This is a genomic window from Corynebacterium hindlerae, from assembly GCF_014117265.1.
Classification (GTDB): domain Bacteria; phylum Actinomycetota; class Actinomycetes; order Mycobacteriales; family Mycobacteriaceae; genus Corynebacterium; species Corynebacterium hindlerae.
This window is the reverse complement of sequence record NZ_CP059833.1, coordinates 786,872-811,860: the sequence shown is the minus strand read 5'-3', so window position 1 is coordinate 811,860 and position 24,989 is coordinate 786,872. Positions and strand designations below refer to the sequence as shown.

The window sequence follows — 24,989 nt, the reverse complement described above, 5'->3', positions numbered from 1 at the left end:
AATGTCTGAACTATCCAACAAGGAGCTCCAGGACCTGGTTGCCTCGCTGGCCAGCCGCTTGGAATCCGTGGAGTCGGAACTCGCCGAGTTGAAGCGACGCTCCGATGCTGAAATCCCGGAGGACGTTCTGATGGCTATCAGCGCAGCAGTCTCCGCCTACCTCGGCAACCGCGGTCGCGAGAAAGCAGTGAAATTCTCGCGTCACCGCACGTGGGCCGCGCAGGGCCGCCAAGCAGTCCAATCCCGCCATCCGAAGTTCTGATAGGTGTTAAAGGAAAACCATGAAACTCAAAGTGACCGTCAACGGTATCGCCTACAGCGTCGATGTTGAGGTAGAGGAGGAACAGCGCCAACTTGGCTCCATCGTGTTCGGCGGCTCGCCAAAGAACCTGGAACCATCCAACGCAAAGGTCTCTGGCGCTTCGCTTAACGCGGTTGTTGCACCGCTCGCGGGTTCCGTATTCAAGGTACTCGTCGCGGAAGGAGACCAGATTGAAGAAGGCCAGGCACTGCTGATCCTGGAAGCTATGAAGATGGAAACTGAAATTACCGCGCCGAACGCCGGCACGGTAACCCACCTTCATGTTGCCCCAGGAGACCCAGTCCAGGGTGGCCAGGCGCTGCTCGAAATCGAATAAAACTCCACTCCGAAATCCCGCTACCACTCGTGGCGGGATTTTTGTGTTGTGGGGCTTGATAGCGATTCGTTGGGGGATACAAAAAACTACGCCTTCGCGTTCTAAAACACCAGGTCAGCCAAGAGCAAAAGCGTAGGGATTTGTCAGCCCCCTACGAATCGCTATCAGATATTCGACCACTCGTGATCCCATTTTGAACATCCTTTCCCATTTGGGGGTGTCTGACGAGTTTTTCACAGGAAGCCGTGCCAGTATTGCGGGGAATAGTTTGACCTCTTTTAGTGTCAGAAGTCCCGAGTACCCAGTTTTTGAAAGTTTGTGAGAAATGTCGTTAAAGCGCCCGTTCCGTGCCCTAGTGGGATCAGCAGTTGCCACTCTTGCTTTGATGGTAGGGGCACAGCCAGCGGCTGCGTATGATGCGGCGCCTGCCACCTTTGACGGTTTGGTCAACGGTGCGAATTACCAGTGGCGCAATGATGTCCAGGCGCAGGTTATGGCGCAGCACCTGGGCCCAGTGTTGCACCGCGTGCCTGGCAGCTGGTTTAACGCCCCGGACATTGCTCCGGAAGCACAAGGGGGCCAGGTGGCGGTGTTTGGTCCTTCCACGCCGCTGTTCATCGGCACGGATAAGATGTGCACCCTGGCGGTAGCGGGTTTTGACCAACACGGCAACAAGGTCGGAATTACTGCAGGTCACTGCGGTAGTGTCGGCTCCCCGGTGTACTCGGCTGACGCGCCTAACGCTGGTGTCCGTGGCCACATCGTGCAGGTCATCCCAGAGCTTGACGTTGCGATTGTTCAGTTCGCCCCTGACACGGAGGTATCCCGGGGCTACAACGGCGTAACGCTGAACGCAGTCGGTGGGCAGGCTGCCCTGGGTCAGCAGTTGTGCAAGAAGGGTGTCGCGACGGGCTACACCTGCGGGGTTGCCTGGGACACCTACAACTCGCAGGTGTGCGCCATGCAAGGCGATTCCGGCGCACCAATGTTTGCCGGAGATCGGCTGATCGGTGTGGTGTCGGGAGGCAACCCGGTGGTGCCGATGTCCTCCTGCAACACCCCGTGGCAGGGGCCGCTGCACATGCCGACCATTTCCACCCCGATCGACCACATCCTGGGTTTCTTGGAGGCGCAGGGCGGAACCGGTGCCGGCTTCCGGCTGGCTTAACAGCCTAACCGTCTAGCTGAGGTAGGTGCGGGCGGCGTCGTGAAGTAGCCCGTTGGTGGCGATGGCGTCGCCCCCGTGTGGGCCGTCGTGACCAGCCAGTGAGGTGAATCGGCCCCCAGCCTCGGTGACCAGGATCGCCAGGGGAGCCAGGTCCCACAGGGATACCTCTGGTTCGGCCGCGATGTCTACCGCGCCTTCTGCGACGAGGCAGTAGGAGAAGAAGTCGCCGAAACCGCGGAGGCGCCAGGTGTCGTCGGAAAGGCGCTGGAAGCCGTCCAGCAGGGAACGGTCGCGCCAACCGTCCAAGCTGGAGAAAGACACCGATGCGTCAGAGATGTTAGATACGCCTGAGACACTGAGTTTCTTGGGTGACCCGCCGTTGAAGGCGCGCCAGGCCCCGGAGTCTTTTCCTGCCCACCAGCGGCGGGCGAGGGCCGGTGCAGAGATGACCCCGACGACGGGTTGGCCGTCGACAAGCAAGGCGATGAGCGTGGCCCACACGGGGACGCCGCGGACGAAGTTTTTGGTGCCGTCGATGGGGTCGATGATCCATTGGCGGCCTTCAAAGGTAGCCTCGCCACCGAATTCCTCACCCAGGATGGCGTCGGCCGGGCGGTCGGCAGCGAGCCGCTCCCGGATGGCCTCCTCGACAGCAAGGTCAGCGTCGGACACAGGGGTCAGGTCGGGTTTAGCGGAGACGTTGAGGTCGGCGGCTTCGAAGCGCTCCAGGGTGATCGTATCGGCGATCTCGGCGAGCTCAAGCGCAAGGGCTAAGTCTTCTGCATACATGCAACTAGCTTAGAACAGAGCGAGGGCTTCATCGACAGCTTGGGTGTTCCCCGCCACACACCAGGTAACCCCGCCGGCCTCAACTTTCACTGCTTTACCGCCGGCACCTTCGACGAGCGCGCGGCCCGGCAACCAATCCCACGACGCCACTGAGTGCTGCAGCCACAGCCCCAGAGTTCCGTCGGCGACCCCGCCAAGATCGACGGAGCCGGCACCCAGCATCCTAAGGCTCGCCACCTGCGACGCCACTGCCTGCCACGCCTGGCGCACCGGCTCCTGCGTCAAGTAGGTCGGGTGCAGGTAGGTGCCCAAGCCCTGTTGGGACAGTGGGGCATCCTGCAGCTTTTCGACGCCCTTCCCGTCGCGCGTCGTCGCAATATTGAGCCCGCCGAACCAGGTGTATCCCATCGCGGGGCGGTGCACCGCGCCGAAGTGGATCTCCGTCGGATCGTCTGGATTGCCGGTCACGAGGGCGAGCGCGGAGCACCAATAATCCGAGCCGGAGACAAAATTGTAGGTGCCATCCACGGGGTCGATGACCCAGGTGCGACCCGAGTTACCTGGTTTGTTGGCGCCTTCCTCACCAAGGATCCCGTCCTCAGGGCGCAATGCTTCGAGCACCCCAGATACGAACCGTTCTGCCGCTTTGTCTGCCTCGGTCACCACGTCCGACACATTAGTTTTCTGTTCGGTGGAAACACCGGCCTCGCGCATGCGCCAGGCCAGCCGACCTGCGTTGAACACGAGCGCCTGGGCGAGGTGTTCGTCGGAATCTTGGTCGTGGGCGATCACGAAGGTTTTAATCAGGGCGTCGAGCATGTCAGGGGTAATCGAAGTCATGGTTCCTATTGTGCCAATTGTGTTGCTCGGTAATCTCAATTGGAACGGTAATGGGAGGTTCTTCATCATGGCTATTAGTAATGCCTGGCCAGCGTTGCGGTTTACCGGCTTCTTTGGGTGGCCCTCGACGCTGGTCGTTGTGCTTGCCTTCGTGGTGCTGCGTGCCCTGGACTCGACGCTGACGCCACGTCCGAAGCCGTTGGGGTCAGCTGCGGTTGCCATTCTGGGACTGCTCGCAGGGGCAGCTACTGTAGCGGTGGGAACCCTTCCACCTGTTGCTTTGGTGGGAAGAAACGCGGTATTCATCGTGCCGCCGGTTCTGAGCGTGGCAGTGTTCTTGCTGCTTGCCTGCTACGTGAAGCATTTTCATTCCGGCGTTCTGCTGGCGTTTTGGGCCACGTTTTGTGGTTTTATCTGGGCAGACACCATGTGGTTGTATTCGTGGGATGAGACAGGGCAATCGGGGGTTGGTGTTTTCTTGTTCATCATCGGAGCGACAACGGTGGCGTTGCTGTTGGCGGTTGTCTTAGGGATCCGGGCTGCTGTCTTGCGTCGGCAGGCCCTGCAGTAATATGGGTGGCTATGCGCCCGGAGATTTCTGCTGAACTTGCTCGCCTCGATGCCACGCTCACCACGATTGAAAAGGTGATGGATCCGCAGGAGATGGCGGATCGGGTGCGTGAGCTGGAGGCAAAGGCCTCTGATCCTGCCTTGTGGGATGATCCGGATTATGCGCAGCAGGTGACGTCGCAGCTGTCGGCCACGCAGGCGTCGTTGCGGAAAGTGACGTCGCTGCGTCAGCGTCTGGAGGATCTGCCGGTGATGTATGAGCTCACCGAAGCAGAAGGGGAGGGCACTGAGCTTGCCGACGACGAATTGGCCGAAGTCCGGGCCGAAATAGAATCGTTGGAAGTAAAAACCATGCTGTCCGGCGAGTATGACTCCCGTGAAGCTGTGATCAACATTCGCTCCGGTGCAGGCGGCGTTGACGCCGCGGACTGGGCAGAAATGCTCATGCGCATGTATGTGCGTTGGGCGGAGAAGAATGACCACAAGGTAGACATTTACGATATTTCCTACGCTGAAGAAGCCGGGATTAAGTCCGCTACTTTCGTGGTGCACGGCGAGTATATGTATGGCACCCTTTCCGTCGAGCAGGGCGCGCACCGCCTGGTCCGTATTTCTCCGTTTGACAATCAGGGGCGCCGCCAGACCTCCTTCGCTGAGGTTGAGGTGTTGCCGGTGGTGGAACAGACAGACCATATTGACATTCCAGATTCCGATATTCGCGTCGATGTGTACCGTTCCTCCGGGCCTGGTGGCCAGTCCGTGAACACCACCGACTCCGCGGTGCGTATTACGCACCTGCCAACCGGGATCGTGGTGACCTGCCAAAACGAGAAGTCTCAGATCCAGAACAAGGCCTCCGCGCTGCGGGTGCTCCAGGCAAAACTTTTGGAGCGTAAGCGTCAGGAAGAGCGCGCGGAATTGGATGCGCTTGGCGCTGGCGGTAACGCCTCTTGGGGTAACCAGATGCGTTCCTACGTCCTGCACCCGTACCAGATGGTCAAGGATCTGCGGATGGGGTACGAGGTGAATGATCCGTCCAAGGTCCTCGATGGTGAAATCGATGATTTCTTGGAGGCTGGGATCCGCTGGCGGATGGAACAGGCTGAAGCTTAATCGCGGTTTTCGCTAGAGGTGTGGCGTCGTTAAGCTGCAAAAGCAAAACTAAGAGTTTCCAAAGGGGAAAAAGTCAACTACTGTTACCTGTGTGATTAAATTCGACCGAGTGACAAAGTCCTATAAGACATCTACGCGGCCGGCGCTGGACAACATTTCCTTGGAGATCGATAAGGGCGAGTTCGTCTTTCTTATCGGCCCCTCCGGATCTGGTAAGTCTACGTTCCTGCAGCTCATGCTGAAAGAAGAGACGCCGACGTCAGGTGATGTCTACGTGTCGGATTACCACGTGAACAAGTTGCGTGGCGGGCAGGTGAACAAACTCCGCCAGCATATCGGCTACGTGTTCCAGGACTTCCGGCTGTTGCCGAAGAAGAACGTCTACCAGAACGTGGCGTTTGCCCTCGAGGTGATTGGTCGACCGAAGCGGACGATCGAGAAGTCGGTGATGGACACCCTGGAAATGGTCGGCCTGGATGCCAAGGCCAACCGAATGCCAAACGAACTATCCGGTGGCGAGCAGCAGCGTGTCGCCATCGCCCGCGCCTTCGTAAACCGGCCGCTGGTGCTGCTCGCCGACGAGCCCACCGGAAACCTGGACCCCGATACCTCCCAGGACATTATGGTGCTGCTCAACCGCATTAATAAGCTCGGCACCACAGTGGTGATGTCTACGCACAATGCGCAGGCTGTGAACAACATGCGCCGACGCGTGATCGAGCTGCACATGGGCAAGCTGGTGCGCGACGAAGCACACGGCGTGTACGGGGAGGGGCGTTAATATGCGACTCGGAATCGTGTTTCGTGAGGCATTCCAAGGCCTCGGCCGCAACCTGACCATGACCATCGCGCTGATCATCACCACGGCGATCTCCCTGGCGCTGCTGGCCACGGGTTTCCTGGTCACTGGGATGACTGAGCGCACCAAGGACATCTATCTGGACCGGGTGGAGGTCATCGTCCAATTTGATGAGAAGATCTCCGCGGGAGACAAGGACTGCTCCACCCCTGAATGTAAGGAAGTGAAGCAGAAGCTGGAAACCCATGAGGGTGTTGAGTCTGTGACCTTCCGAAACCGGCAAGAATCCTATGACCGCTTTGTGAAGCTGTTCCAGGACACGGATCCCCTGCTGGTCCAAGAGACCTCTCCGGATGCGCTGCCAGCTGCGCTGCACGTCCGTCTCAAGGATCCGCTAGAGAACGAGGCGATCGATCAGGTCCGGGACCTGCCGCAGGTCGATGGTGTGCTGGATCAGATTGATGATCTGCGCGGTGCCACCGACAACCTCAACGCGATCCGCAATGCGACGTTCCTGGTGGCCGCAATCCAGGCGGTGGCTGCGATCTTCCTGATCGCGAACATGGTGCAGATCGCGGCGTTCAGCCGTCGGGAAGAAATGACAATTATGCGCATGGTCGGTGCGTCCCGCTGGTTCACCCAAGCCCCATTCGTCCTGGAGGCCGTCATGGCCACCTTCATTGGCGCGTGCGCGTCGGTGGCAGGATTGCTACTCGGCAAGCGGTTTGTGCTGGACAAGGCGCTCGCTAGCATTTACGACGCCCAGTTGATCGCGCCCGTGACCACGAACGATATCTGGTTGGTCGCGCCCGTCGTAGCCGTGATTGGTTTACTGTTCGCCGTGATCACTGCACAACTGACGTTGCGAATGTATGTGAGGAAGTAAAAGAATTTCCTGGAGCCTACCGCTTGCCGGTAGGCTCTTATGCGTTATGGCTAAAAAGAAGAAGGCTGTCAGCAATCCGGTGATCGCGACGAACCGGAAGGCGCGCCACGATTACAAAATCCTCGAGACCTTCGAAGCAGGCATCGTGCTCGTTGGCACTGAGGTGAAGTCGCTGCGCGAAGGCAAAGCATCGCTTGTCGACGCCTTCGCCACCATCGACGATGGGGAAATATGGCTCCGCGGTCTCCATATCCCAGAATATTCCCGAGGCCACTGGACCAACCACTCGCCGAAACGCACGCGGAAGCTGCTCATGCACCGCCGTGAAATCGACGGCCTCATGGGTAAGGTGCGTGACGGAAACAAAACCATCGTGCCGCTGTCCCTGTACTTCAAAGAAGGAAAGCTCAAAGTCGAATTGGGCCTCGCGCAAGGTAAACAAGATTACGACAAGCGTGAGGACATCAAACGACGTACTGAAGAACGGGAAATCACTCGCCAGCTTGGCAGGCGACTGAAGGGAATCTCAGGTTAGCAGTGGTTGCAGTGGGAACGAGAAAACTATTTTTCATCTTGAATGGGGCCGCAATTTTCCTGGTCCCCATCGTGGTGGTTCTAGGTCGGGCTGCGGGAGGCAATACCGGTTGGTTCCTCGCGCTTTTCTTTATCTTTGGTTCTGTCTTGGTGGCGGCCTGGTATCTGATTTTGCTGCTGCTGAGTTTCCTGCTCCCTGAGGTAAGAAGCCCAAGGCACTCTTTGCTGCAAACGCTGTGGTTCATTGCGACATGCGCTACGGTTTTGGCATTGCTCATCATGCCTGATACCGGAGATACACCAGAATCAACCACAGTCTGGTTCATTTTCTCATTCATGGAAAAAGGGAAAGCGCTTAAGCTCAGTGAATACCTTAGCGTGATCTTCGCTGGGCTCGGGTTGCTTGGCTTCCTGGGATGGATCGGGACTTGTATCTACGATAAGTTCCGGACCCCTAAAAAGGGACTTGCTAGTATCAACTCCGACCGGGTAAAGTAGGTAATTCCTTGCCGGAGAATCACGTTTCCTGCCGGTAAGGAAATGGGGTCGATTTTGGTTTCGACTTCGTTAATTGAGCCAGGGGAAGCGTGCCGGTGCAGGCTGGAGACCACCGTTAAGCGTCGCGGCAAATTATAAGCGCAGAGAACACTCAGCGCGACTACGCCCTCGCTGCCTAATCAGCGACTTGCGTGTCTGTCGGACCAGATAGGTTCCTGATCTGGACCCCGGCATCGACTTAGAGGAACTTGCCTTACCGCTGTGTTGACGGGGCGGTAGGGGACACCAACCGACAACTGGGCTCATCATCCGGACATGTTTGCCTGATCCGGAGGGCCGAGCAGAGATCCCGTGCAAACTGCGCACGGAGAAGCCCTGGCGAGGTGACGAAGGACCCGGGTTCGATTCCCGGCGGCTCCACCGCAGCCCCTTACTTGTTAACGCAAGTGAGGGGCTATTTTTATGCCGCCTCGGCGGGCTCTCCGGTGGGTTAAGTAGCAAAAAGTGTGTCCGGTCTCCGTGACTAACTGGCCGTGGTGGTGTATGAAGCAAATCGGTAGGCTCGCGGCCACATACGCGTCCGTGTCGTGTCAGCTTGAGATAAGTTGCACGACTTCTTCTGTCAGAAGGTGAAACATGGAACCTTACGTAGGAATAGTGGTATTCGAACTATCTCGCGTCGGTACGCAAAAGAGTTATTACCGTGAAGACGTTTATATTGTCTATGCCGATACCGAAGAGGCCGCACTGAAACGTGTTAAGTCGTTGGCATATTCACAAGAATGCGAAGGCGATGCCGAAAACGGCTCCGTAAAGGTTCGCCACATCGTGGATGTAGCCCCTGCTTTGTATGGGGCTGCGGATAAAGATATTGACTTGTATTCTCGGCATTTCGCGTCACTCGAAGACTATGAACGGTTCGAAGTGAAGCTCGGAGGACCTGATCCCCTGAAAGATTGAGCCAAGTTCAAGGTCCAGGCTAGGCAGCCTTTGGGGGGTTAAGTAAAGAAAAGTGTGTCCGGACATTGTTGTTTCTAGCTGGCCTGGCTCGTGATTCGGTGTAGCTCATCGCATGTATGGCAAACCTGCTGTACAAGAGAGCGTGCTGATGGGTGGCGAGGCGTCACGTCTTTTGGTCTGTCTTGGGGTGGGCACCTCATCGCCTATTTTTGCGCTCGTTTTTCGGCATTGGTTCTGGTAGGTGGCATCGCGAGTATTGTGAAGTAATCACTTGGTAGGCCTGTAGGCGGCTACCGTTACATGTAACGTCTGGACTATGACACTGAGTCAGCGAGTATCCAACTACCGGGCGCGAATGCGTGCTCGGGGATTTCGTCCTGTGCAAATGTGGGTCCCAGACATGCATTCAGAAGCTTTGGTGAGGGAGGCGCGTCGGCAATCGGTGCTGGTAGCGGAAATGGATCGGCGCGCTGACGATCAAGACTTCATTGAAGCTGTGTCTGTCGATTGGCGCGATGAGTGACACGTGGCGAGCTGTGGATCGCCGCCGAAGGAGTGTATGCCTCAAAACCTCGGCCGGCGTTGATCGTGCAAGATGACGAATTTGCAGGTACTGACTCAGTGACGGTCCTGCCTCTGAGTTCCACATTGCTGGAAACGCCCCTCCTGAGTTATCGAATAGCGGCCAACGAGTTTTCCGGCTTGCAGCGAGATAGTGATGTCATGATCGATAAGCTCACAACTGTGTGACGTAGCGAGTGGGAATGCTGAGCAAGAATCAAATGGTCGATATTGAACGCCTCGTCGCAGTGTTCCTCGGCCTCGCCCGATAGCCTGGCGCTCGCCGCGAGAAGAACCCCCTAGAATTGGTATCGGATAACTCCACCCAATACGCTGGTGGGGACTAGTTAAAGCCGATCACAATGGAGGCACGATGGTTCAGCGGGTGTACGTCGAGAATCGCGAGGGTGGGCACGCTGCGGCCCTGTCGAAGGAGTATGGCGTAAAGGTGCGCCTGCTCAACCGTTACGACGTCGAAGGCACGACCGACGCGGAGTTCGATACCGCCGTTAAGCTGGTTCTTTCCGAGCCTCAGGTAGACAACACGTACGCCACCCTCGAGGAAGCCGGCATCACTGGCAACGTCCTCGCTGTGGAGCCACTGCCTGGCCAGTTCGATCAGCGCGCCGATTCCGCCGCGCAGTGCATCCAGTTCCTTTTTGAAAAGCAGCGCCCGGTCGTGCGCACCGCGGTCCTCTACGCTGTCGAGGGCGACATCCCCGAGGCGATGCGCACCGGCCTGATTAACCCGGTTGAGTCCCGCGAGGCCTCCCTGGACAATCCGGACACCCTCACGATGACGGTGGAGACGCCGGCGGACGTCGAAAAGCTCAGCGGGTTTACGCAGCTTACCGACGCCCAACTGCCCACCTTCGTGTCTGAGCACGGCCTTGCCATGGACGCTGATGACGCCATCCTGATCCGCGACTACTTTGCCTCCGAAGACCGCGACCCGACCATCACTGAGCTGAAGGTGATCGACACTTACTGGTCAGATCACTGCCGTCACACTACCTTCGAGACGGTCCTCGACTCCATCACGTTCAACGAGCCTGCTGCGGAGGCTGCTTACCAGGACTACCTCGCAGCACGTGATTCTATTGGCCGCACTAAGCCAGTGACCCTCATGGACATGGGCACCATCGCCGCAAAAGTGCTGCGCGCCACCGGCAAGCTGGATGCCATGGACGTCTCCGACGAGATCAACGCCTGCACCGTGCACGTCACCATCACTGTGGACGGCAAGGAAGAACCATGGCTGCTGCTGTTCAAGAACGAAACGCACAACCACCCAACCGAGATTGAGCCTTTCGGTGGCGCCGCTACCTGCATCGGTGGTGCAATCCGCGACCCACTCTCCGGCCGTGGCTACGTCTACGCTGCGATGCGCATCTCTGGCTCCGGTAACCCGCTAGAGACCACGACCCGCGCGGGCAAGCTGCCACAAAAGACCATCGCTCGCGTTGCTGCCGCGGGTAACTCCTCTTACGGTAACCAGATCGGCCTGGCCACGGGCCTGGTAGACGAAGTGTACCACCCGGGTTATGTTGCCAAGCACCTGGAGATGGGTGCCGTGGTGGCAGGCGCGCCGGCGGGGCAGGTGCGTCGTGAAGTGCCTGCTGCGGGCGACCTTGTCGTCATGGTCGGCGGTGCCACCGGCCGCGACGGTATCGGTGGCGCAACCGGATCCTCCAAGAAGCACACCGTCGAATCCCTCACCACCGCTGGCGCGGAGGTGCAGAAGGGTAACGCGCCAGAGGAACGCAAGCTGCAGCGCCTGTTCCGAAACGGCGACTTTACCCGCCTGATCAAACGCTGCAACGACTTCGGCGCGGGTGGCGTGTCCGTGGCAGTGGGCGAGCTCGCCGACTCCGTGGAGATCAACCTGGACGCCGTGCCAAAGAAATACGAAGGCCTGAACGGTACTGAGCTGGCACTGTCCGAATCCCAGGAGCGCATGGCGATCGTTGTCGAAGCCAAGGACGCCGACAAGCTGATCGAGCTGGCCAACGAGGAAAACCTGAATGCGTTCGTCGTGGCTGAGGTAACCGATTCTGGCCGGATGCGCATGCACTGGCGTGGCACCACCATCGTGGACCTTTCGCGCGAATTCCTGAACACTAACGGTGCGAAGAAGCACGTGGATGTGGAGATCGCCCCGGCTGGCGACTGGCGCGGCGCAGCTCGCGAATGGGCACGCGTGGATGACTTCAAGGAGTCCTTCCTGGGGATGGTATCCGACTTGAATGTCGCCTCCAAGCAGGGCCTTTCCGAGCGCTTCGACTCTACCGTCGGCGCGGGAACCGTCCTCATGCCGTTCGGTGGTTCCCGCCAGGCCACCCCAATCCAGGCAATGGCGAACACCCTGCCAGTACTGGGCGAAACCACCAACTGCTCCGTGATGTCCTGGGGCTACAACCCTTACATCACGGAGGCCAGCCCCTACCACGGCGCATACCTCGCGGTAGTGGAATCGGTAGCCAAGCTCATTGCCACCGGCTCTTCTTTTGATGAGACGTACCTGTCCTTCCAGGAATACTTCGAGCGCATGTCCTCGGCACAGGCGTGGGGCAAGCCGGCCGCTGCGCTGCTTGGCACGATCAAGGCGCAGCTCGGCCTCGGTGTTGCGGCGATTGGTGGCAAGGACTCCATGTCCGGCACCTTCGAAGAGCTGCATGTCCCGCCGACGGTGATCTCCGTTGCCGTGAGCCACGACGACGCCACCAACATGGTCCCGAACCACTTCAAGGAGGCAGGCCACAAGGTGACGCTGCTTTCTCCTGAGCTCGGCACCGAGGTTGCACTGGCTGGTCTGCCGACGCCGGCGTCTCTCTTGGAGAACTTCGCTGTTGTCACCGAGCTGCTGCGTTCCGGCAAGGTCGTGTCTGCCTACACCCCAGGTTTCGGCGGTGTTGCCGAGGCCGTGTTCAAGATGGGCCTCGGGGAGGGCTTGGGCTTCTCCTTTGACAACGATGCTGATCTGTACGGTTATGAGTATGGTGCCTTTGTCCTTGAGTGGGCAGGTGAACCGACCGTCGGTACGCTGCTCGGTTCCACCACCGAGGGAGGCTTCACCTACCGCGGACAGGAAGTGACCTTCGAAGAAGCCGAGGCCGCCTACCGTGGCACCCTCGAGCCGATCTATCCAACCGTGGTGCAGCAGTCCGGTGCGGTGGACGTCACTGGTGCCACCACGGTTGCAGCATCGAAGCCAACCTTCGGCGGCGCAACCCCGAAGGCGCTGATCCCGGTATTCCCAGGAACCAACTGCGAATACGACTCCGCCCGCGCCCTCCAGCGCGCCGGGATCGAACCGGAAATCCTGGTCGTGCGCAACCGCACCCCGGAAGACATCGCCGAGTCGGTCGAACGCATGGCAACCGCCCTGGAGCAGTCCCAGATGTTGTTCCTTCCAGGCGGCTTCTCTGGTGGCGATGAGCCAGACGGCTCCGCAAAATTCATGACATCCTTCCTGCGTAACCCCGCGCTCACCGCAGGGGTGCAGGGGCTTCTCGACGACCGTGGTGGCCTGATCCTCGGCATCTGCAATGGCTTCCAGGCCCTCATTAAGTTGGGACTTGTGCCCTTCGGCGCGATCTCGGAGCCGGGCCCTGATACTCCAACCCTGACGTTCAACCACATCGGTCGCCACCAGTCCCGGATCTCCCGCGTCCGGGTAGTCAACAATGACTCGCCGTGGCTGTCCAAGGTGAACGTCGGGGACGTCTTCACCGTGCCGATCTCCCACGGTGAAGGCCGTATCACCGCAGGTGAATCCCAGTGGCAGCGCCTCAAGGCCGCCGCAGTCACCCAATACGTTGATGCAGCAGGCAACCCTGCCATGGACATTGCATCCAACCCGAACGGTGCCCTGTTCGCGCTGGAAGGCATCATGTCCGAGGACGGCCGCGTCCTGGGCAAGATGGGGCACTCGGAGCGCATCTCCGCCTCCACCTACAAGAACGTGCCAGGCGAATACGATATGAAGCTGTTCGAGTCCGCCGCGGAGTTCTTCCGCAAGTAACCTTTCCCAGTGAAGGGGGCGCCTGGTGCGCCCCCTTTTTTTAATGGGTGGAACTCTGTTTTAGCTAAAACCCGGGAAGTAGAACCCGGAACACGGGGGCTTCTTGAGCTTCACGAGTGCTATGTGGGTGATGTTCTGCCGAGATCCGAGTTTTACTTCCCGGTGATGTGAATGTGGGCTGATAGCCATTGGGTGGCGTGTGGCCAAAAACTACGCCTTTCGCGATTTTGACCTGGGATTTTGCTTTGGGTAGGCGTAGGGATTCGAAACGCAAGACAAATCGCTATCAAGCAAGCGCCACCCCTCCAAATGCAATTAGGTCACACCCGTCTTGCGTAAATGCCGGGTAATTATGCTAACCTAACCTCACTTAGGTAAGGCTTACGTATTATTGTCCGCAACTCGAAGGAACCGTCATCTTGTTCGCATCCCGATTCCGTACTGTGGCCGTCGTTACGGCTGCTGCTTTCGCACTGACCGCATGTGGCGGTGCTTCAACCACTGAACAGGCCCAAACTGACCAGTCTGCAAAGACTGTCAGCATTAAGGACAACTATGGCACTCATGAGGTCCCTTCTCCTCCGACGGCCCCAGTGTCCGTGGTGAACCGGAACTTCGAAACGCTGGATAAGTGGGGTGTGGAGCTGAAGGCTGCTCCGAAGCCGATCATTCCGGATGGTATCTCCTACGGCTCCAACGAGAAGATCCTGGATCTGGGTATGCACCGCGAGCCAAACCTGGAGAACCTGGTGGCTGCGCAGCCTGACCTGATTCTGGGTGGGCAGCGATTCTTATCCCACGAGGATGAGATCAAGAAGCTGGCTCCAGAGGCGACCTACCTGAACTTCGATGTTCGGGAAGGCAAGCCAATCGACGATGAACTGAAGCGCGAGGTCACAGCGCTGGGCAAGATCTTTGGCAAGGAAAAGGAAGCAGAAGCCCTGAACAAGGAACTCGATGACGCCGTCAAGGCGGTCAAGGATTCCTACAAAACCGGCGACACCGTCATGGCGCTGAACGTCTCTGGTGGCAACTTTGGCTACATCGCCCCAACCAAGGGGCGCACTGTGGGGCCAATGTTCGACCTGTTTGGCTGGACCCCGGCGCTCAAGCTGGAGAACACTTCCAACAACCACAAGGGTGACGAGGTTTCCGTCGAAGCAATCGCGCAGTCCAACCCTGACTGGATTGTCATCCTGGACCGCGACGCTGGCACCAGCGCCCGAAAGAAGGAAGGCTTCCGCCCAGCCGAAACCTTGCTGAAGGAAAATCAGGTGCTGCAAAACGTCGAAGCTGTCAAGCAGGGCAAAGTAATTTTCCTGCCAGCGGACACCTACACCAATGATGGTATCCACACCCACATTGAAATCTTTGAAGCACTCGCAAAGGCATTCAAAGGTTAATGCCTAAAAGCCCAGGCCACGCCCCGTAAAGACTCGGCGTGGCCTCTTGGCATGTCGGTCACCGGAAGGAACCCTATGACGGCACTACGAACCCACACCACGCGAAGCACACTTTTCGATTGGCGCCTCCTGGTGGGGCTCGCAGCAATTGCGGTCTTGCTCGTGGTCTCCCTGTTTGTCGGGGCATATGATGTCCTTGGCAATGAACACGGCAAGGAGATCTTCGCGATCACCCGTATCCCACGCACCCTGGCGCTGGTGCTAGCCGGCGCCGCCATGGCGATGTGTGGCCTGGTCATGCAGTTGCTCACCCAGAATCGCTTCGTGGAACCCACCACCACCGGGACCACAGAATGGGCGGGGCTGGGGTTGCTCTTTGCTCTAATTTTCTTCCCACAAGCAGGGCTTATGCTACGCATGATCATCGCGATCGTTTTCGCTTTCGTGGGCACGATGGTGTTTTTCCTGTTTTTGCGCCGCGTGACGCTTCGATCCTCTCTCATCGTGCCGATCGTGGGTATAATGCTCGGCGCCGTGGTCAGTTCCGTGTCTACGTTCATCGCTCTCGAAACTGACAAGCTGCAGACACTGGGCACGTGGTTCGCGGGCTCCTTCACCGCGGTGCTGCGTGGCCAGTATGAAGTGTTGTGGATCGTCGCGCTCGTAGTGGTGGCGGTGTTCTTATTCGCTGACCGGCTGACCGTGGCTGGACTCGGTCAGGACATCGCCACCAACGTGGGATTGGACTACAACAAAATCATTCTGCTCGGCACCGGCCTCGTCGCGGTGGCGACGGGCGTGGTCACCGTGGTGGTGGGCAACCTGCCGTTTTTGGGGTTGATCGTGCCGAACGTGGTGTCCATGTTCCGTGGCGATGACCTCCGTAGCAACCTTCCGTGGGTGTGTTTGCTGGGGATTGGCGTCGTTACGCTGTGCGATATCCTCGGCCGCACCATCATCGCACCTTTCGAAGTGCCGGTGTCGCTGGTACTCGGCGTGCTCGGTGCCACCGTGTTCATCGTCTTGATCGTGAGGCAGCAGCGCCGTGGCTAATCTTCCGCTTCGTTTCAAAGTTCGACGCACCCCGCCGATCGACGTCGCTGTCGAGCGACCCGTTGCCGAGCAAAGCTACCTCGGTTTCCCGGGCGGACGTAGCGCTGGCAGCTTCGCGACGCCGCAGCTTCGAGCCCGATACTGGATCATTCTTGGTGTGATGCTCGCGCTTTGCGCCCTGTTTACCTTCGGGCTGCTGGCGTGGAATAACCCCATGCCGGTGGGCTCCCCGGGGTTTTGGCTGATCGCTCAGCGACGCGCCACCGCGGTGATCGTGATGGCGGTGGTGGCCATTGCACAGGCCATCGCCACGGTCACCTTCCAGACGGTAACGAATAACCGGATTGTTACTCCGTCGATCATGGGGTTTGAAGCGCTCTACATGGTGATTCAAACCTCCGTGGTGTTTTTCCTGGGAGCGGCTGGGCTCGCGGCTTTCTCTGGAACCTGGCAGTTCGTCACCCAAGTTGGGTTGATGATCGCCCTGAGTCTGGTGCTGTACGGCTGGTTGCTCACCGGGCGGTTCGCGAATATCCAGGTCATGCTGCTGGTCGGTATTATCATTGGCGGCGGATTGGGGTCGTTGTCCACGTTCATGCGTCGGTTGCTCACCCCGAGCGAATTCGACGTGCTCACCGCCCGAATGTTTGGTTCCGTCACCAACGCGAAGACAGAATACTTGGGACTGGCGATTGCGCTGGTAGTGGCGGCATCGATAGCGATCGTCGCGCGGGCCAAGGTGCTGAATGTGGTGTCACTGGGAGCGGACCTGGCAAACAATCTGGGTATTCACCACCGTCGGTGCTCGATCTACTTCCTCACCATGGTCTCTGTGCTCATGGCTGTGTCCACCGCCTTGGTCGGGCCGATGACGTTCCTTGGGTTTCTCGTAGCAACCCTCGCGTACCAGCTCGCTGATACCTACGATCATCGCGCCGTTTTACCGATGGCTGCCACCTGCGGATTCCTCGTTCTCACCAGTGCTTACTTTGTGATGAACCATATCTTCTACGCTCAAGGCGTGGTCTCCATCATCATCGAACTTGTCGGAGGTTCGGTGTTCCTGTTTGTACTGCTCCGAAAGGGAAAGCTGTGATTGAACTCGTTGACGTCAAAAAGAATTATTCTTCCTCGGTGCAGATCGGGCCGGTCAGTCTTGAGATTCCCGCCGGGGGAGTGACAGCACTCATCGGGCCTAACGGCGCCGGCAAATCCACGATGCTCACCATGATCGGACGCCTTCTCGACCTCGACGAGGGCATCATCCGCATCGCACAGATGGACGTGTCCACCACCAAGTCCAAAGACCTGGCACGCGTGGTGTCCATCCTCCGTCAGGAGAACCACTTCATTACTCGCCTGACTGTGCGTCAACTAGTCGGATTTGGCCGGTTCCCACATTCCGGCGGGCGCCTTACCCGGGAAGATGAACAAATCATCTCCCGCTACATTGACTTCTTAGGTCTTACCGAGCTTGAGGGACGCTACCTGGACCAGCTGTCCGGTGGGCAGCGGCAGCGTGCCTATGTCGCCATGGTGCTCGCGCAAGAAACAAGCTACGTGCTTCTCGACGAACCATTGAACAACCTCGATATGGCCCACAGTGTTCAGATGATGAAACACCTGAAGAACGCAGCCGAGCAATTCGGCCGCACCGTAGTGGTGGTACTGCACGACATCAACTTCGCCGCGAAATACGCCGACTACATCTGCGCTGCGAAGCACGGACAAGTAGTTCAGTTCGGAACACCGGAGGACATCATGAAAGATGATCTCCTTACCGACATCTTCAATACGCCGGTGCGTGTCATCGATGGGCCCGACGGACCCCTCGCTTGTTATCACTGACCTGCGGATTTGTGTTGTGGCGTGGTTGTGCGTAAATTAATCCGGGTCAGCGAGACAGGGTCTGGCTGAACGAAGTTGACATCCGGGTAAACGGGTGGTTAACTTAGAACTCCAGCCGTTGCGAGGTGATCGCAGTGTGCGTGTGTTGTTTGAGAACTCAATAGTGTGCCAAGTACTTTTATTTTTTGTTTTTGGTTGTGTGTTGGTGCCGGCAGGCCAGGAGTGGTCTGTGTAAGCGCTTTAATACTCAATTTTTGTGGTTTTTGGTGTCTTCCTCGTCGGATGTACCAGGAACTGTTTTTTGGACAATCATCATTATTTTTGTGCTGGTTGTTTGTTTTGCTAGGTTTTTGGCTTTTCATATGGCTGATTATCATCACATGGTTTTTATGGAGAGTTTGATCCTGGCTCAGGACGAACGCTGGCGGCGTGCTTAACACATGCAAGTCGAACGGAAAGGCCCTGCTTGCAGGGTACTCGAGTGGCGAACGGGTGAGTAACACGTGGGTGATCTGCCCTGCACTTTGGGATAAGCCTGGGAAACTGGGTCTAATACCGAATATGACTCTTCTTTAGTGTGGAGAGTGGAAAGCTTTTGCGGTGTGGGATGAGCCCGCGGCCTATCAGCTTGTTGGTGGGGTAATGGCCTACCAAGGCGTCGACGGGTAGCCGGACTGAGAGGTCGATCGGCCACATTGGGACTGAGACACGGCCCAGACTCCTACGGGAGGCAGCAGTGGGGAATATTGCACAATGGGCGCAAGCCTGATGCAGCGACGCCGCGTGGGGGATGACGGCCTTCGGGTTGTAAACCTCTTTCGCTAGGGACGAAGCGTAAGTGACGGTACCTAGATAAGAAGCACCGGCTAACTACGTGCCAGCAGCCGCGGTAATACGTAGGGTGCGAGCGTTGTCCGGAATTACTGGGCGTAAAGAGCTCGTAGGTGGTTTGTCGCGTCGTCTGTGAAATACCGGGGCTTAACTTCGGAGCTGCAGGCGATACGGGCATAACTTGAGTGCTGTAGGGGAGACTGGAATTCCTGGTGTAGCGGTGAAATGCGCAGATATCAGGAGGAACACCGATGGCGAAGGCAGGTCTCTGGGCAGTAACTGACGCTGAGGAGCGAAAGCATGGGTAGCGAACAGGATTAGATACCCTGGTAGTCCATGCTGTAAACGGTGGGCGCTAGGTGTAGGGGTCTTCCACGACTTCTGTGCCGTAGCTAACGCATTAAGCGCCCCGCCTGGGGAGTACGGCCGCAAGGCTAAAACTCAAAGGAATTGACGGGGGCCCGCACAAGCGGCGGAGCATGTGGATTAATTCGATGCAACGCGAAGAACCTTACCTGGGCTTGACATATACAGGACCGGGCCAGAGATGGTCTTTCCCTTGTGGCTTGTATACAGGTGGTGCATGGTTGTCGTCAGCTCGTGTCGTGAGATGTTGGGTTAAGTCCCGCAACGAGCGCAACCCTTGTCTTATGTTGCCAGCAATTCGGTTGGGGACTCATGAGAGACTGCCGGGGTTAACTCGGAGGAAGGTGGGGATGACGTCAAATCATCATGCCCCTTATGTCCAGGGCTTCACACATGCTACAATGGTCGGTACAACGCGTCGCGAGCCTGTGAGGGTGAGCTAATCGCTGAAAGCCGGCCTCAGTTCGGATTGGGGTCTGCAACTCGACCCCATGAAGTCGGAGTCGCTAGTAATCGCAGATCAGCAACGCTGCGGTGAATACGTTCCCGGGCCTTGTACACACCGCCCGTCACGTCATGAAAGTCGGTAACACCCGAAGCCAGTGGCCCAACCTTTGTGGGGGGAGCTGTCGAAGGTGGGATCGGTGATTGGGACGAAGTCGTAACAAGGTAGCCGTACCGGAAGGTGCGGCTGGATCACCTCCTTTCTAAGGAGCTTATTTTTGTGACACGCAGTTGCGTGTTTGTGCCAGCTGAGTCGCCGTGTGTGTGGCTGTTGGTTTTATTTATCGGGTGGACGCCAGCTAGCCATCGATATGGTGGTGGTCGGCATGATCGAAAAACAGATAATTAGTGTTGGGTGTTTGGTGCGCTGTTGGGTGTCTGGGGCAGCATGTGTTGTTCCTTTTTCTGGCCTGGTGTGCTGCCACTGTTGTGGTGGTGGCTGGTGGGTTGGGTGTGTTGTGTGAGAACTGTATAGTGGACGCGAGCAATTTTTTTCATCTTTATTTTTTGTTTAGTGTTTTAGTATTGTGTGCCTTGTTTATGGTGTTTTTGTTACTTAAGGGCGCACGGTGGATGCCTTGGCAATCCAAGCCGATGAAGGACGTGTAAGGCTGCGATAAGCCTCGGGGAGTTGCCAATAGAGCGTTGATCCGAGGGTGTCCGAATGGGGAAACCTGGCTACAGTGATGTGTAGTTACCTGCCCATGAATTCATAGTGGGTTTGGGGGTTACGCGGGGAAGTGAAACATCTCAGTACCCGTAGGAGAAGAAAACAAGAGTGATTCTGCTAGTAGCGGCGAGCGAACGTGGATTTTTGGCTAAACTGCATGCGTGTGATACTCGGCAGGGGTTGCGTGTGTGGGGTTGTGGGGATGAACTTTTTCCAATACTGCCGTGTTGGTCGTGTGTTTGTGTGTGTTAGGGGAAGTGGTGTGGAAATGCCTGCCGTAGACGGTGATAGCCCGGTACCTGAAAATGCATGCTGCGTGCGTGTTTGTTTCCCGAGTAGCAGCGGGCTCGTGGAATCTGCTGTGAATCTGCCGGGACCACCCGGTAAGCCTGAATACTTGGATTGACCGATAGCGGATGAGTACCGTGAGGGAATGGTGAAAAGTACCCCGGGAGGGGAGTGAAATAGTACCTGAAACCGTGTGCTTACAATCCGTCAGAGCCTTTTTTAAGGTGATGGCGTGCCTTTTGAAGAATGAGCCTGCGAGTCAGCGGCATGTCGCGAGGTTAACCCGTGTGGGGTAGTCGTAGCGAAAGCGAATACTAACGAGTGTGTTTAGTGGCATGTCTTGGACCCGAAGCGGGGTGATCTACCCATGGCCAGTGTGAAGCAGCTGTAAGAGGTTGTGGAGGCGCGAACCCACTTAGGTTGAAAACTGAGGGGATGAGTTGTGGGTAGGGGTGAAAGGCCAATCAAACTCCGTGATAGCTGGTTCTCCCCGAAATGCATTTAGGTGCAGCGTTGTGTGTTGCTTGCTGGAGGTAGAGCTACTGGTTGGTTTAGCGGGACTATCATCTTAGCGACGTCAGCCAAACTCCGAATGCCGGTTTAAGTTAGCGCAGCAGTGAGACTGCGGGGGATAAGCTTCGTAGTCGAGAGGGAAACAGCCCAGATCGCCGGTTAAGGTCCCTAAGAGTGTACTAAGTGGAAAAGGATGTGGGATCGCTTAGACAGCCAGGAGGTTGGCTTAGAAGCAGCCATCCTTGAAAGAGTGCGTAATAGCTCACTGGTCGAGTGGTTCTGCGCCGACAATGTAGTGGGGCTCAAGTACACCACCGAAGCCGCGGCAAGCAATGTTTGTTGTTTGGGTAGGGGAGCGTCGTGCACGTGTGGAAGCGCCCGGGTGACCGTGGTGTGGAGTGTGTGCGAGTGAGAATGCAGGCATGAGTAACGATTGATAAGTGAGAATCTTATCCGCCGGATGACTAAGGGTTCCTGGGTCAAGTTCGTCTTCCCAGGGTGAGTCGGGGCCTAAGGCGAGGCCGACAGGCGTAGTCGATGGATAACGGGTTGATATTCCCGTACCCGAGTGTGTGCGACCATGGTGAATCAGTGATACTAACCGCCCTGATCGTCGTCTGCGTCCTTTGGGATGTGGTTGGTGTGATGCGTGGGGCCTGATCTGGTAGTAGCTAAGTGATGGGGTGACGCAGTGAGGTAGCCGAGCCACTTATTGGATTGTGGTGTAAGCGTGTAGCCTGTGGCCTAGGTAAATCCGGGACCACGTTTTGGGTGAGGCGTGATGCGTAGACCTTTGTTGGTTGATGTTGGTGATCCTGTGCTGTCGAGAAAAGCCTCTAGCGATGTGCATATTCGGCCCGTACCCGAAACCGACACAGGTAGTCAGGTAGAGAATACTAAGGCGTTCGGGTGAACTGTGGTTAAGGAACTCGGCAAAATGCCCCCGTAACTTCGGGAGAAGGGGGGCCATGGCTGGTGATCGTCTTTTCGGTGTGAGCTGGTTGTGGTCGCAGAGAATAGAGGGAAGCGACTGTTTATTAAAAACACAGGTCCGTGCGAAGACGGTGAAGTCGATGTATACGGACTGACGCCTGCCCGGTGCTGGAAGGTTAAGAGGACCTGTTAGGTAGTAATACCGAAGCGGAGAATTTAAGCCCCAGTAAACGGCGGTGGTAACTATAACCATCCTAAGGTAGCGAAATTCCTTGTCGGGTAAGTTCCGACCTGCACGAATGGCGTAACGACTTCCCTGCTGTCTCAACCACAGGCCCGGTGAAATTGCAGTACGAGTAAAGATGCTCGTTACGCGCGGCAGGACGAAAAGACCCCGGGACCTTCACTATAGCTTGGTATTGGTGTTTGGTGCGGTTTGTGTAGGATAGGTGGGAGACTGTGATGCAGCGTCGCTAGGTGTTGTTGAGTCGTTGTTGAAATACCACTCTGATCGTAGTAGATACCTTGAACCTCGGCCCATGATCTGGGTTAGGGACAGTGCCTGGTGGGTAGTTTAACTGGGGCGGTTGCCTCCTAAAGAGTAACGGAGGCGCCCAAAGGTTCCCTCAGCCTGGTTGGCAATCAGGTGGTGAGTGTAAGTGCACAAGGGAGCTTGACTGTGAGACTGACAGGTCGAGCAGGGACGAAAGTCGGGACTAGTGATCCGGCACCTACTTGTGGATGTGGTGTCGCTCAACGGATAAAAGGTACCCCGGGGATAACAGGCTGATCTTCCCCAAGAGTCCATATCGACGGGATGGTTTGGCACCTCGATGTCGGCTCGTCGCATCCTGGGGCTGGAGTAGGTCCCAAGGGTTGGGCTGTTCGCCCATTAAAGCGGCACGCGAGCTGGGTTTAGAACGTCGTGAGACAGTTCGGTCTCTATCCGCCGCGCGCGTGGAAACTTGAGAAAGGCTGTCCCTAGTACGAGAGGACCGGGACGGACGTACCTCTGGTGTGCCAGTTGTACCGCCAGGTGCATGGCTGGTTGGCTACGTACGGAAGGGATAACCGCTGAAAGCATCTAAGCGGGAAGCCTGTTTTGAGATAAGGTTTCTTTTGAGGTTCCCTCTAGATTAGGGGGTTGATAGGCCAGATCTGGAAGCGCTGTAAGGTGTGGAGGTGACTGGTACTAATTGGCCGATAATGAAAACACCTGCCTTTGGGTGCACATGTAGTGCTAAACGTTGGGTGGAAATTAAGTGTTGTTCGTGTTCATTGTGCAGTGTCTGACGCAGCACACGGTGTGTGTTTGTGTTGTTGTTTGTGTCGGTGGTTGTTAGCGTGAGGGAAACGCCCGGTCCCATTCCGAACCCGGAAGCTAAGCCTTGCTGCGCCGATGGTACTGCACCTGGGAGGGTGTGGGAGAGTAGGTCACTGCCGGCCTAAAAACTTCAAACATAGCCTTTGGCCTCTGCTCACAGTGCGTGGGTGGGGGCCGAAGGTGTCCTCGGGGCATTAGCTCAATTGGTAGAGCACCTGCTTTGCAAGCAGGAGGTCAGGAGTTCGATTCTCCTATGCTCCACTTGTGGTGGGGGTGTGTGTCGATCTTTGTCGGCACACACCCCCTTTTTCATGCCCATACCCGGCCAAAAAGGTTAAGAGTTCAATAGCAAATCCCTAATAACCCTTCCACCCCTGACCGGAATAAGGGTAGCCTAACCTAAGGTCTGCCATTCGGTGGTCTAGTTTGTTGTCTAGCTTCCAAGGTATGCATGAAATCACTTTCACTACCTGCCGAACTCTCTTGGGTGATTCGAACATGAACGTTCGTCCGGTGACTTATCGCGACGTCTATTCCCTTGCTATGCCCATAGCGGGAGTTCAACTGGCAGGCGTAGCCCTCACCACCACAGACGTGATTATGCTTCGGCCCCTCGGTGTTACGGCGATAGCCGGTGGTGGGTTAGCAATGCAGCTATACAACCAGATCCGCACCATGTGCGTCGGAATGGTAACGGCCTGCGGCAACCTTGTGGCAGAAGCAGACGCAATCAACGATCCAGTAGTCAGAGGGCGGAGCCTCCGGCAAGTCCTTCGTAGCTCAATTGCAGTAGGAACAGCGACCGCCACCGTAGGGGTGGTGTGCATCTTCGCACTGGCAGGTACGTTGCTATTGCTACCTATGGACTCAGCAGTCGCTTCCATCACTTTGGGTATGGCTGCTTCGCTAGCTCCGGGACTGTTTCCGATGGTGTGGTTCAATGTACTCCGGCATTTCGCCGTCGGTATGCGTCGGCCCGGCTCGCTGCTGGCGGTCACCCTCGTATCTATAGCAGTTAATGCCGGACTAAACCTTTTGCTGCTGTATCTCTCTCATACCTTAGGCGGAGGCACTGCACTGTCCGTAGCTGCTATCGGACTTTCCACCACATTAGTGCAAGTGTTCACTCTTAGCGCCTTTCTCCGCCTCATTCGCCGAGATACCTTGTTGGCACAATATGTAGCTTTGCTTCCCCGTCGGGAAGATGCCGACACGATCAAGGTGCTGTTGAAACTAGGGTTTCCGGTGTCGCTGACGTACGGCTCAGAAGCCGCCATTTCAACTATTGCCGGGATTGTGCTCGGCATTTTGTCTCCAGTGGTTTTGGCGGCGCATACCGTAGTAAATCAGTTGGCCTACATCGTGTATCAAGTATGCATCGGGTTCTCCCACGGCGGATCCGTGCTGCTAAGCCGGGTTGCATCAACAGGGCGAGCAGCGGTATGGGCGACGTCGAAAACCGTGCTGTATTCAGTTTGGGCCTACTTAGGCGTGGTCGGGCTGGTGTGGGTGGCGCTAGGACGCTACGTACTGTGGCCATTTCTGGGCGCCACGCCGTCAGAGACACTCCAGGTAGCGACGCTCTTGCTGTACCTGGCGGTAGCACAGCAATTTTGCAAAGGAACACAAAACGTGCTGGTCGGTCTCCTGCGCGGTGTGAAAGACACCAAGTCAGGGCTCCAAGCCACTGTTTGGGGCTACTGGGTGGTAGGCGTACCAGCGCTGCTGTTGCTAGGCGTTGGGCTTCGTTGGCAAGGATACGGGGTGTGGTTAGGCCTCATCCTTGGTTTCGCTACGACCACATTCATTCTGCTGCGAAAGCTTCAGCTACTCACTAACCACAAACTCCTCGAAGAAGAAAAATAGAAAGATGAGC

Annotated in this window: 20 protein-coding genes, 1 tRNA gene, 3 rRNA genes and 1 other RNA gene; 23 read left to right on the top strand and 2 right to left on the bottom strand. The window is 57.1% G+C overall.

All coding sequences use genetic code 11. The features are described from left to right. Position 1: 1 nt before the first annotated feature. The 3 genes from HW450_RS03975 to HW450_RS03965 all read left to right on the top strand — a co-directional run bounded on the left by HW450_RS03975 (position 2) and on the right by HW450_RS03965 (position 1,806). The gene (locus tag HW450_RS03975) at positions 2-262 is read left to right on the top strand and encodes a hypothetical protein (RefSeq protein WP_182386707.1); all 261 of its coding nucleotides are present in this window, start codon (positions 2-4) and stop codon (positions 260-262) included. Positions 263-281: 19 nt separating this feature from the next. After that, entirely contained in the window at positions 282-638 is a 357-nt protein-coding gene (locus HW450_RS03970) for a biotin/lipoyl-containing protein (protein ID WP_182386706.1), read from the top strand. A gap of 325 nt (positions 639-963) precedes the next feature. Continuing rightward, positions 964-1,806, top strand: a complete 843-nt coding sequence (locus HW450_RS03965; protein WP_232843325.1) for a S1 family peptidase — start codon at positions 964-966, stop codon at positions 1,804-1,806. 12 nt (positions 1,807-1,818) lie between these two features. On the opposite strand, the gene hisN is transcribed toward HW450_RS03965, so the two are convergent. Further along, positions 1,819-2,595 (bottom strand): histidinol-phosphatase, encoded by a 777-nt coding sequence (gene hisN, locus HW450_RS03960; RefSeq protein WP_182386705.1) that lies wholly within the window; start codon positions 2,593-2,595, stop codon positions 1,819-1,821. Between the two features lie 9 nt (positions 2,596-2,604). Next, entirely contained in the window at positions 2,605-3,435 is an 831-nt protein-coding gene (locus tag HW450_RS03955) for an inositol monophosphatase family protein (RefSeq protein ID WP_232843324.1), read from the bottom strand. Between the two features lie 67 nt (positions 3,436-3,502). Between HW450_RS03955 and HW450_RS03950 the strand changes: the two genes are divergently transcribed. The 20 genes from HW450_RS03950 to HW450_RS03855 all read left to right on the top strand — a co-directional run bounded on the left by HW450_RS03950 (position 3,503) and on the right by HW450_RS03855 (position 24,979). Further along, positions 3,503-4,006: a hypothetical protein gene (locus HW450_RS03950; protein ID WP_182386704.1), complete on the top strand. Its 504-nt coding sequence runs from the start codon at positions 3,503-3,505 to the stop codon at positions 4,004-4,006. A gap of 11 nt (positions 4,007-4,017) precedes the next feature. Continuing rightward, on the top strand, positions 4,018-5,118 hold the full coding sequence (gene prfB, locus HW450_RS03945) for a peptide chain release factor 2 (protein ID WP_182386703.1): 1,101 nt from the start codon (positions 4,018-4,020) through the stop codon (positions 5,116-5,118). A gap of 91 nt (positions 5,119-5,209) precedes the next feature. Further along, positions 5,210-5,899, top strand: a complete 690-nt coding sequence (gene ftsE / locus HW450_RS03940; RefSeq protein WP_182386702.1) for a cell division ATP-binding protein FtsE — start codon at positions 5,210-5,212, stop codon at positions 5,897-5,899. Position 5,900: 1 nt separating this feature from the next. Further along, positions 5,901-6,803, top strand: a complete 903-nt coding sequence (gene ftsX, locus HW450_RS03935) for a permease-like cell division protein FtsX (RefSeq protein WP_182386701.1) — start codon at positions 5,901-5,903, stop codon at positions 6,801-6,803. Between the two features lie 46 nt (positions 6,804-6,849). Continuing rightward, entirely contained in the window at positions 6,850-7,338 is a 489-nt protein-coding gene (gene smpB / locus HW450_RS03930) for an SsrA-binding protein SmpB (protein ID WP_182386700.1), read from the top strand. Positions 7,339-7,349: 11 nt separating this feature from the next. Beyond that, positions 7,350-7,835, top strand: a complete 486-nt coding sequence (locus tag HW450_RS03925) for a hypothetical protein (RefSeq protein WP_182386699.1) — start codon at positions 7,350-7,352, stop codon at positions 7,833-7,835. A gap of 44 nt (positions 7,836-7,879) precedes the next feature. Beyond that, positions 7,880-8,258, top strand: a transfer-messenger RNA (tmRNA) gene (gene ssrA / locus HW450_RS03920). A gap of 213 nt (positions 8,259-8,471) precedes the next feature. After that, positions 8,472-8,795 (top strand): DUF4288 domain-containing protein, encoded by a 324-nt coding sequence (locus HW450_RS03915; RefSeq protein WP_182386698.1) that lies wholly within the window; start codon positions 8,472-8,474, stop codon positions 8,793-8,795. 316 nt (positions 8,796-9,111) lie between these two features. Further along, entirely contained in the window at positions 9,112-9,318 is a 207-nt protein-coding gene (locus tag HW450_RS03910) for an antitoxin MazE family protein (protein WP_182386697.1), read from the top strand. After that, positions 9,315-9,545: a type II toxin-antitoxin system PemK/MazF family toxin gene (locus HW450_RS03905; RefSeq protein ID WP_232843323.1), complete on the top strand. Its 231-nt coding sequence runs from the start codon at positions 9,315-9,317 to the stop codon at positions 9,543-9,545. Before HW450_RS03910 ends, HW450_RS03905 begins: the two co-directional genes overlap by 4 nt. Positions 9,546-9,741: 196 nt before the next feature. After that, the gene (locus HW450_RS03900; RefSeq protein WP_232843322.1) at positions 9,742-13,380 is read left to right on the top strand and encodes a phosphoribosylformylglycinamidine synthase; all 3,639 of its coding nucleotides are present in this window, start codon (positions 9,742-9,744) and stop codon (positions 13,378-13,380) included. A 419-nt stretch (positions 13,381-13,799) separates the two neighbouring features. Beyond that, positions 13,800-14,783 carry a siderophore ABC transporter substrate-binding protein gene (locus HW450_RS03895; protein ID WP_182386695.1) on the top strand — a complete coding sequence of 328 codons (984 nt, stop codon included), beginning with the start codon at positions 13,800-13,802 and terminating at the stop codon, positions 14,781-14,783. Positions 14,784-14,834: 51 nt separating this feature from the next. Continuing rightward, positions 14,835-15,836 (top strand): ABC transporter permease, encoded by a 1,002-nt coding sequence (locus HW450_RS03890; protein ID WP_407926270.1) that lies wholly within the window; start codon positions 14,835-14,837, stop codon positions 15,834-15,836. Positions 15,837-15,873: 37 nt separating this feature from the next. Beyond that, positions 15,874-16,932, top strand: a complete 1,059-nt coding sequence (locus tag HW450_RS03885) for an iron chelate uptake ABC transporter family permease subunit (RefSeq protein ID WP_232843367.1) — start codon at positions 15,874-15,876, stop codon at positions 16,930-16,932. Further along, positions 16,929-17,684 carry an iron ABC transporter ATP-binding protein gene (locus HW450_RS03880; protein WP_182386693.1) on the top strand — a complete coding sequence of 252 codons (756 nt, stop codon included), beginning with the start codon at positions 16,929-16,931 and terminating at the stop codon, positions 17,682-17,684. The genes HW450_RS03885 and HW450_RS03880 overlap by 4 nt, the downstream gene beginning before the upstream one ends. A gap of 386 nt (positions 17,685-18,070) precedes the next feature. Continuing rightward, positions 18,071-19,588: ribosomal RNA gene (locus tag HW450_RS03875) — 16S ribosomal RNA — on the top strand. A 342-nt stretch (positions 19,589-19,930) separates the two neighbouring features. Next, positions 19,931-23,005 (top strand): 23S ribosomal RNA (locus HW450_RS03870). A 112-nt stretch (positions 23,006-23,117) separates the two neighbouring features. After that, positions 23,118-23,235, top strand: a 5S ribosomal RNA gene (gene rrf / locus HW450_RS03865). Together the 16S, 23S and 5S rRNA genes with 1 tRNA gene alongside form the textbook arrangement of a ribosomal RNA operon. Positions 23,236-23,301: 66 nt before the next feature. Beyond that, positions 23,302-23,374: transfer RNA gene (locus HW450_RS03860), tRNA-Ala, on the top strand. Between the two features lie 186 nt (positions 23,375-23,560). Next, positions 23,561-24,979: an MATE family efflux transporter gene (locus HW450_RS03855; RefSeq protein ID WP_232843321.1), complete on the top strand. Its 1,419-nt coding sequence runs from the start codon at positions 23,561-23,563 to the stop codon at positions 24,977-24,979. Positions 24,980-24,989 lie beyond the last annotated feature (10 nt).

Bases quoted from the DNA above. Each gene is read 5' to 3' on its own strand.
- HW450_RS03975 (WP_182386707.1), top strand. From the start codon at position 2: ATGTCTGAACTATCCAACAAGGAGCTCCAGGACCTGGTTGCCTCGCTG.
- HW450_RS03970 (WP_182386706.1), top strand. From the start codon at position 282: ATGAAACTCAAAGTGACCGTCAACGGTATCGCCTACAGCGTCGATGTT.
- HW450_RS03965 (WP_232843325.1), top strand. From the start codon at position 964: ATGTCGTTAAAGCGCCCGTTCCGTGCCCTAGTGGGATCAGCAGTTGCC.
- hisN (WP_182386705.1), bottom strand. From the start codon at position 2,595: ATGTATGCAGAAGACTTAGCCCTTGCGCTTGAGCTCGCCGAGATCGCC.
- HW450_RS03955 (WP_232843324.1), bottom strand. From the start codon at position 3,435: ATGACTTCGATTACCCCTGACATGCTCGACGCCCTGATTAAAACCTTC.
- HW450_RS03950 (WP_182386704.1), top strand. From the start codon at position 3,503: ATGGCTATTAGTAATGCCTGGCCAGCGTTGCGGTTTACCGGCTTCTTT.
- prfB (WP_182386703.1), top strand. From the start codon at position 4,018: ATGCGCCCGGAGATTTCTGCTGAACTTGCTCGCCTCGATGCCACGCTC.
- ftsX (WP_182386701.1), top strand. From the start codon at position 5,901: ATGCGACTCGGAATCGTGTTTCGTGAGGCATTCCAAGGCCTCGGCCGC.
- smpB (WP_182386700.1), top strand. From the start codon at position 6,850: ATGGCTAAAAAGAAGAAGGCTGTCAGCAATCCGGTGATCGCGACGAAC.
- HW450_RS03915 (WP_182386698.1), top strand. From the start codon at position 8,472: ATGGAACCTTACGTAGGAATAGTGGTATTCGAACTATCTCGCGTCGGT.
- HW450_RS03910 (WP_182386697.1), top strand. From the start codon at position 9,112: ATGACACTGAGTCAGCGAGTATCCAACTACCGGGCGCGAATGCGTGCT.
- HW450_RS03890 (WP_407926270.1), top strand. From the start codon at position 14,835: ATGTCGGTCACCGGAAGGAACCCTATGACGGCACTACGAACCCACACC.
- HW450_RS03855 (WP_232843321.1), top strand. From the start codon at position 23,561: ATGCATGAAATCACTTTCACTACCTGCCGAACTCTCTTGGGTGATTCG.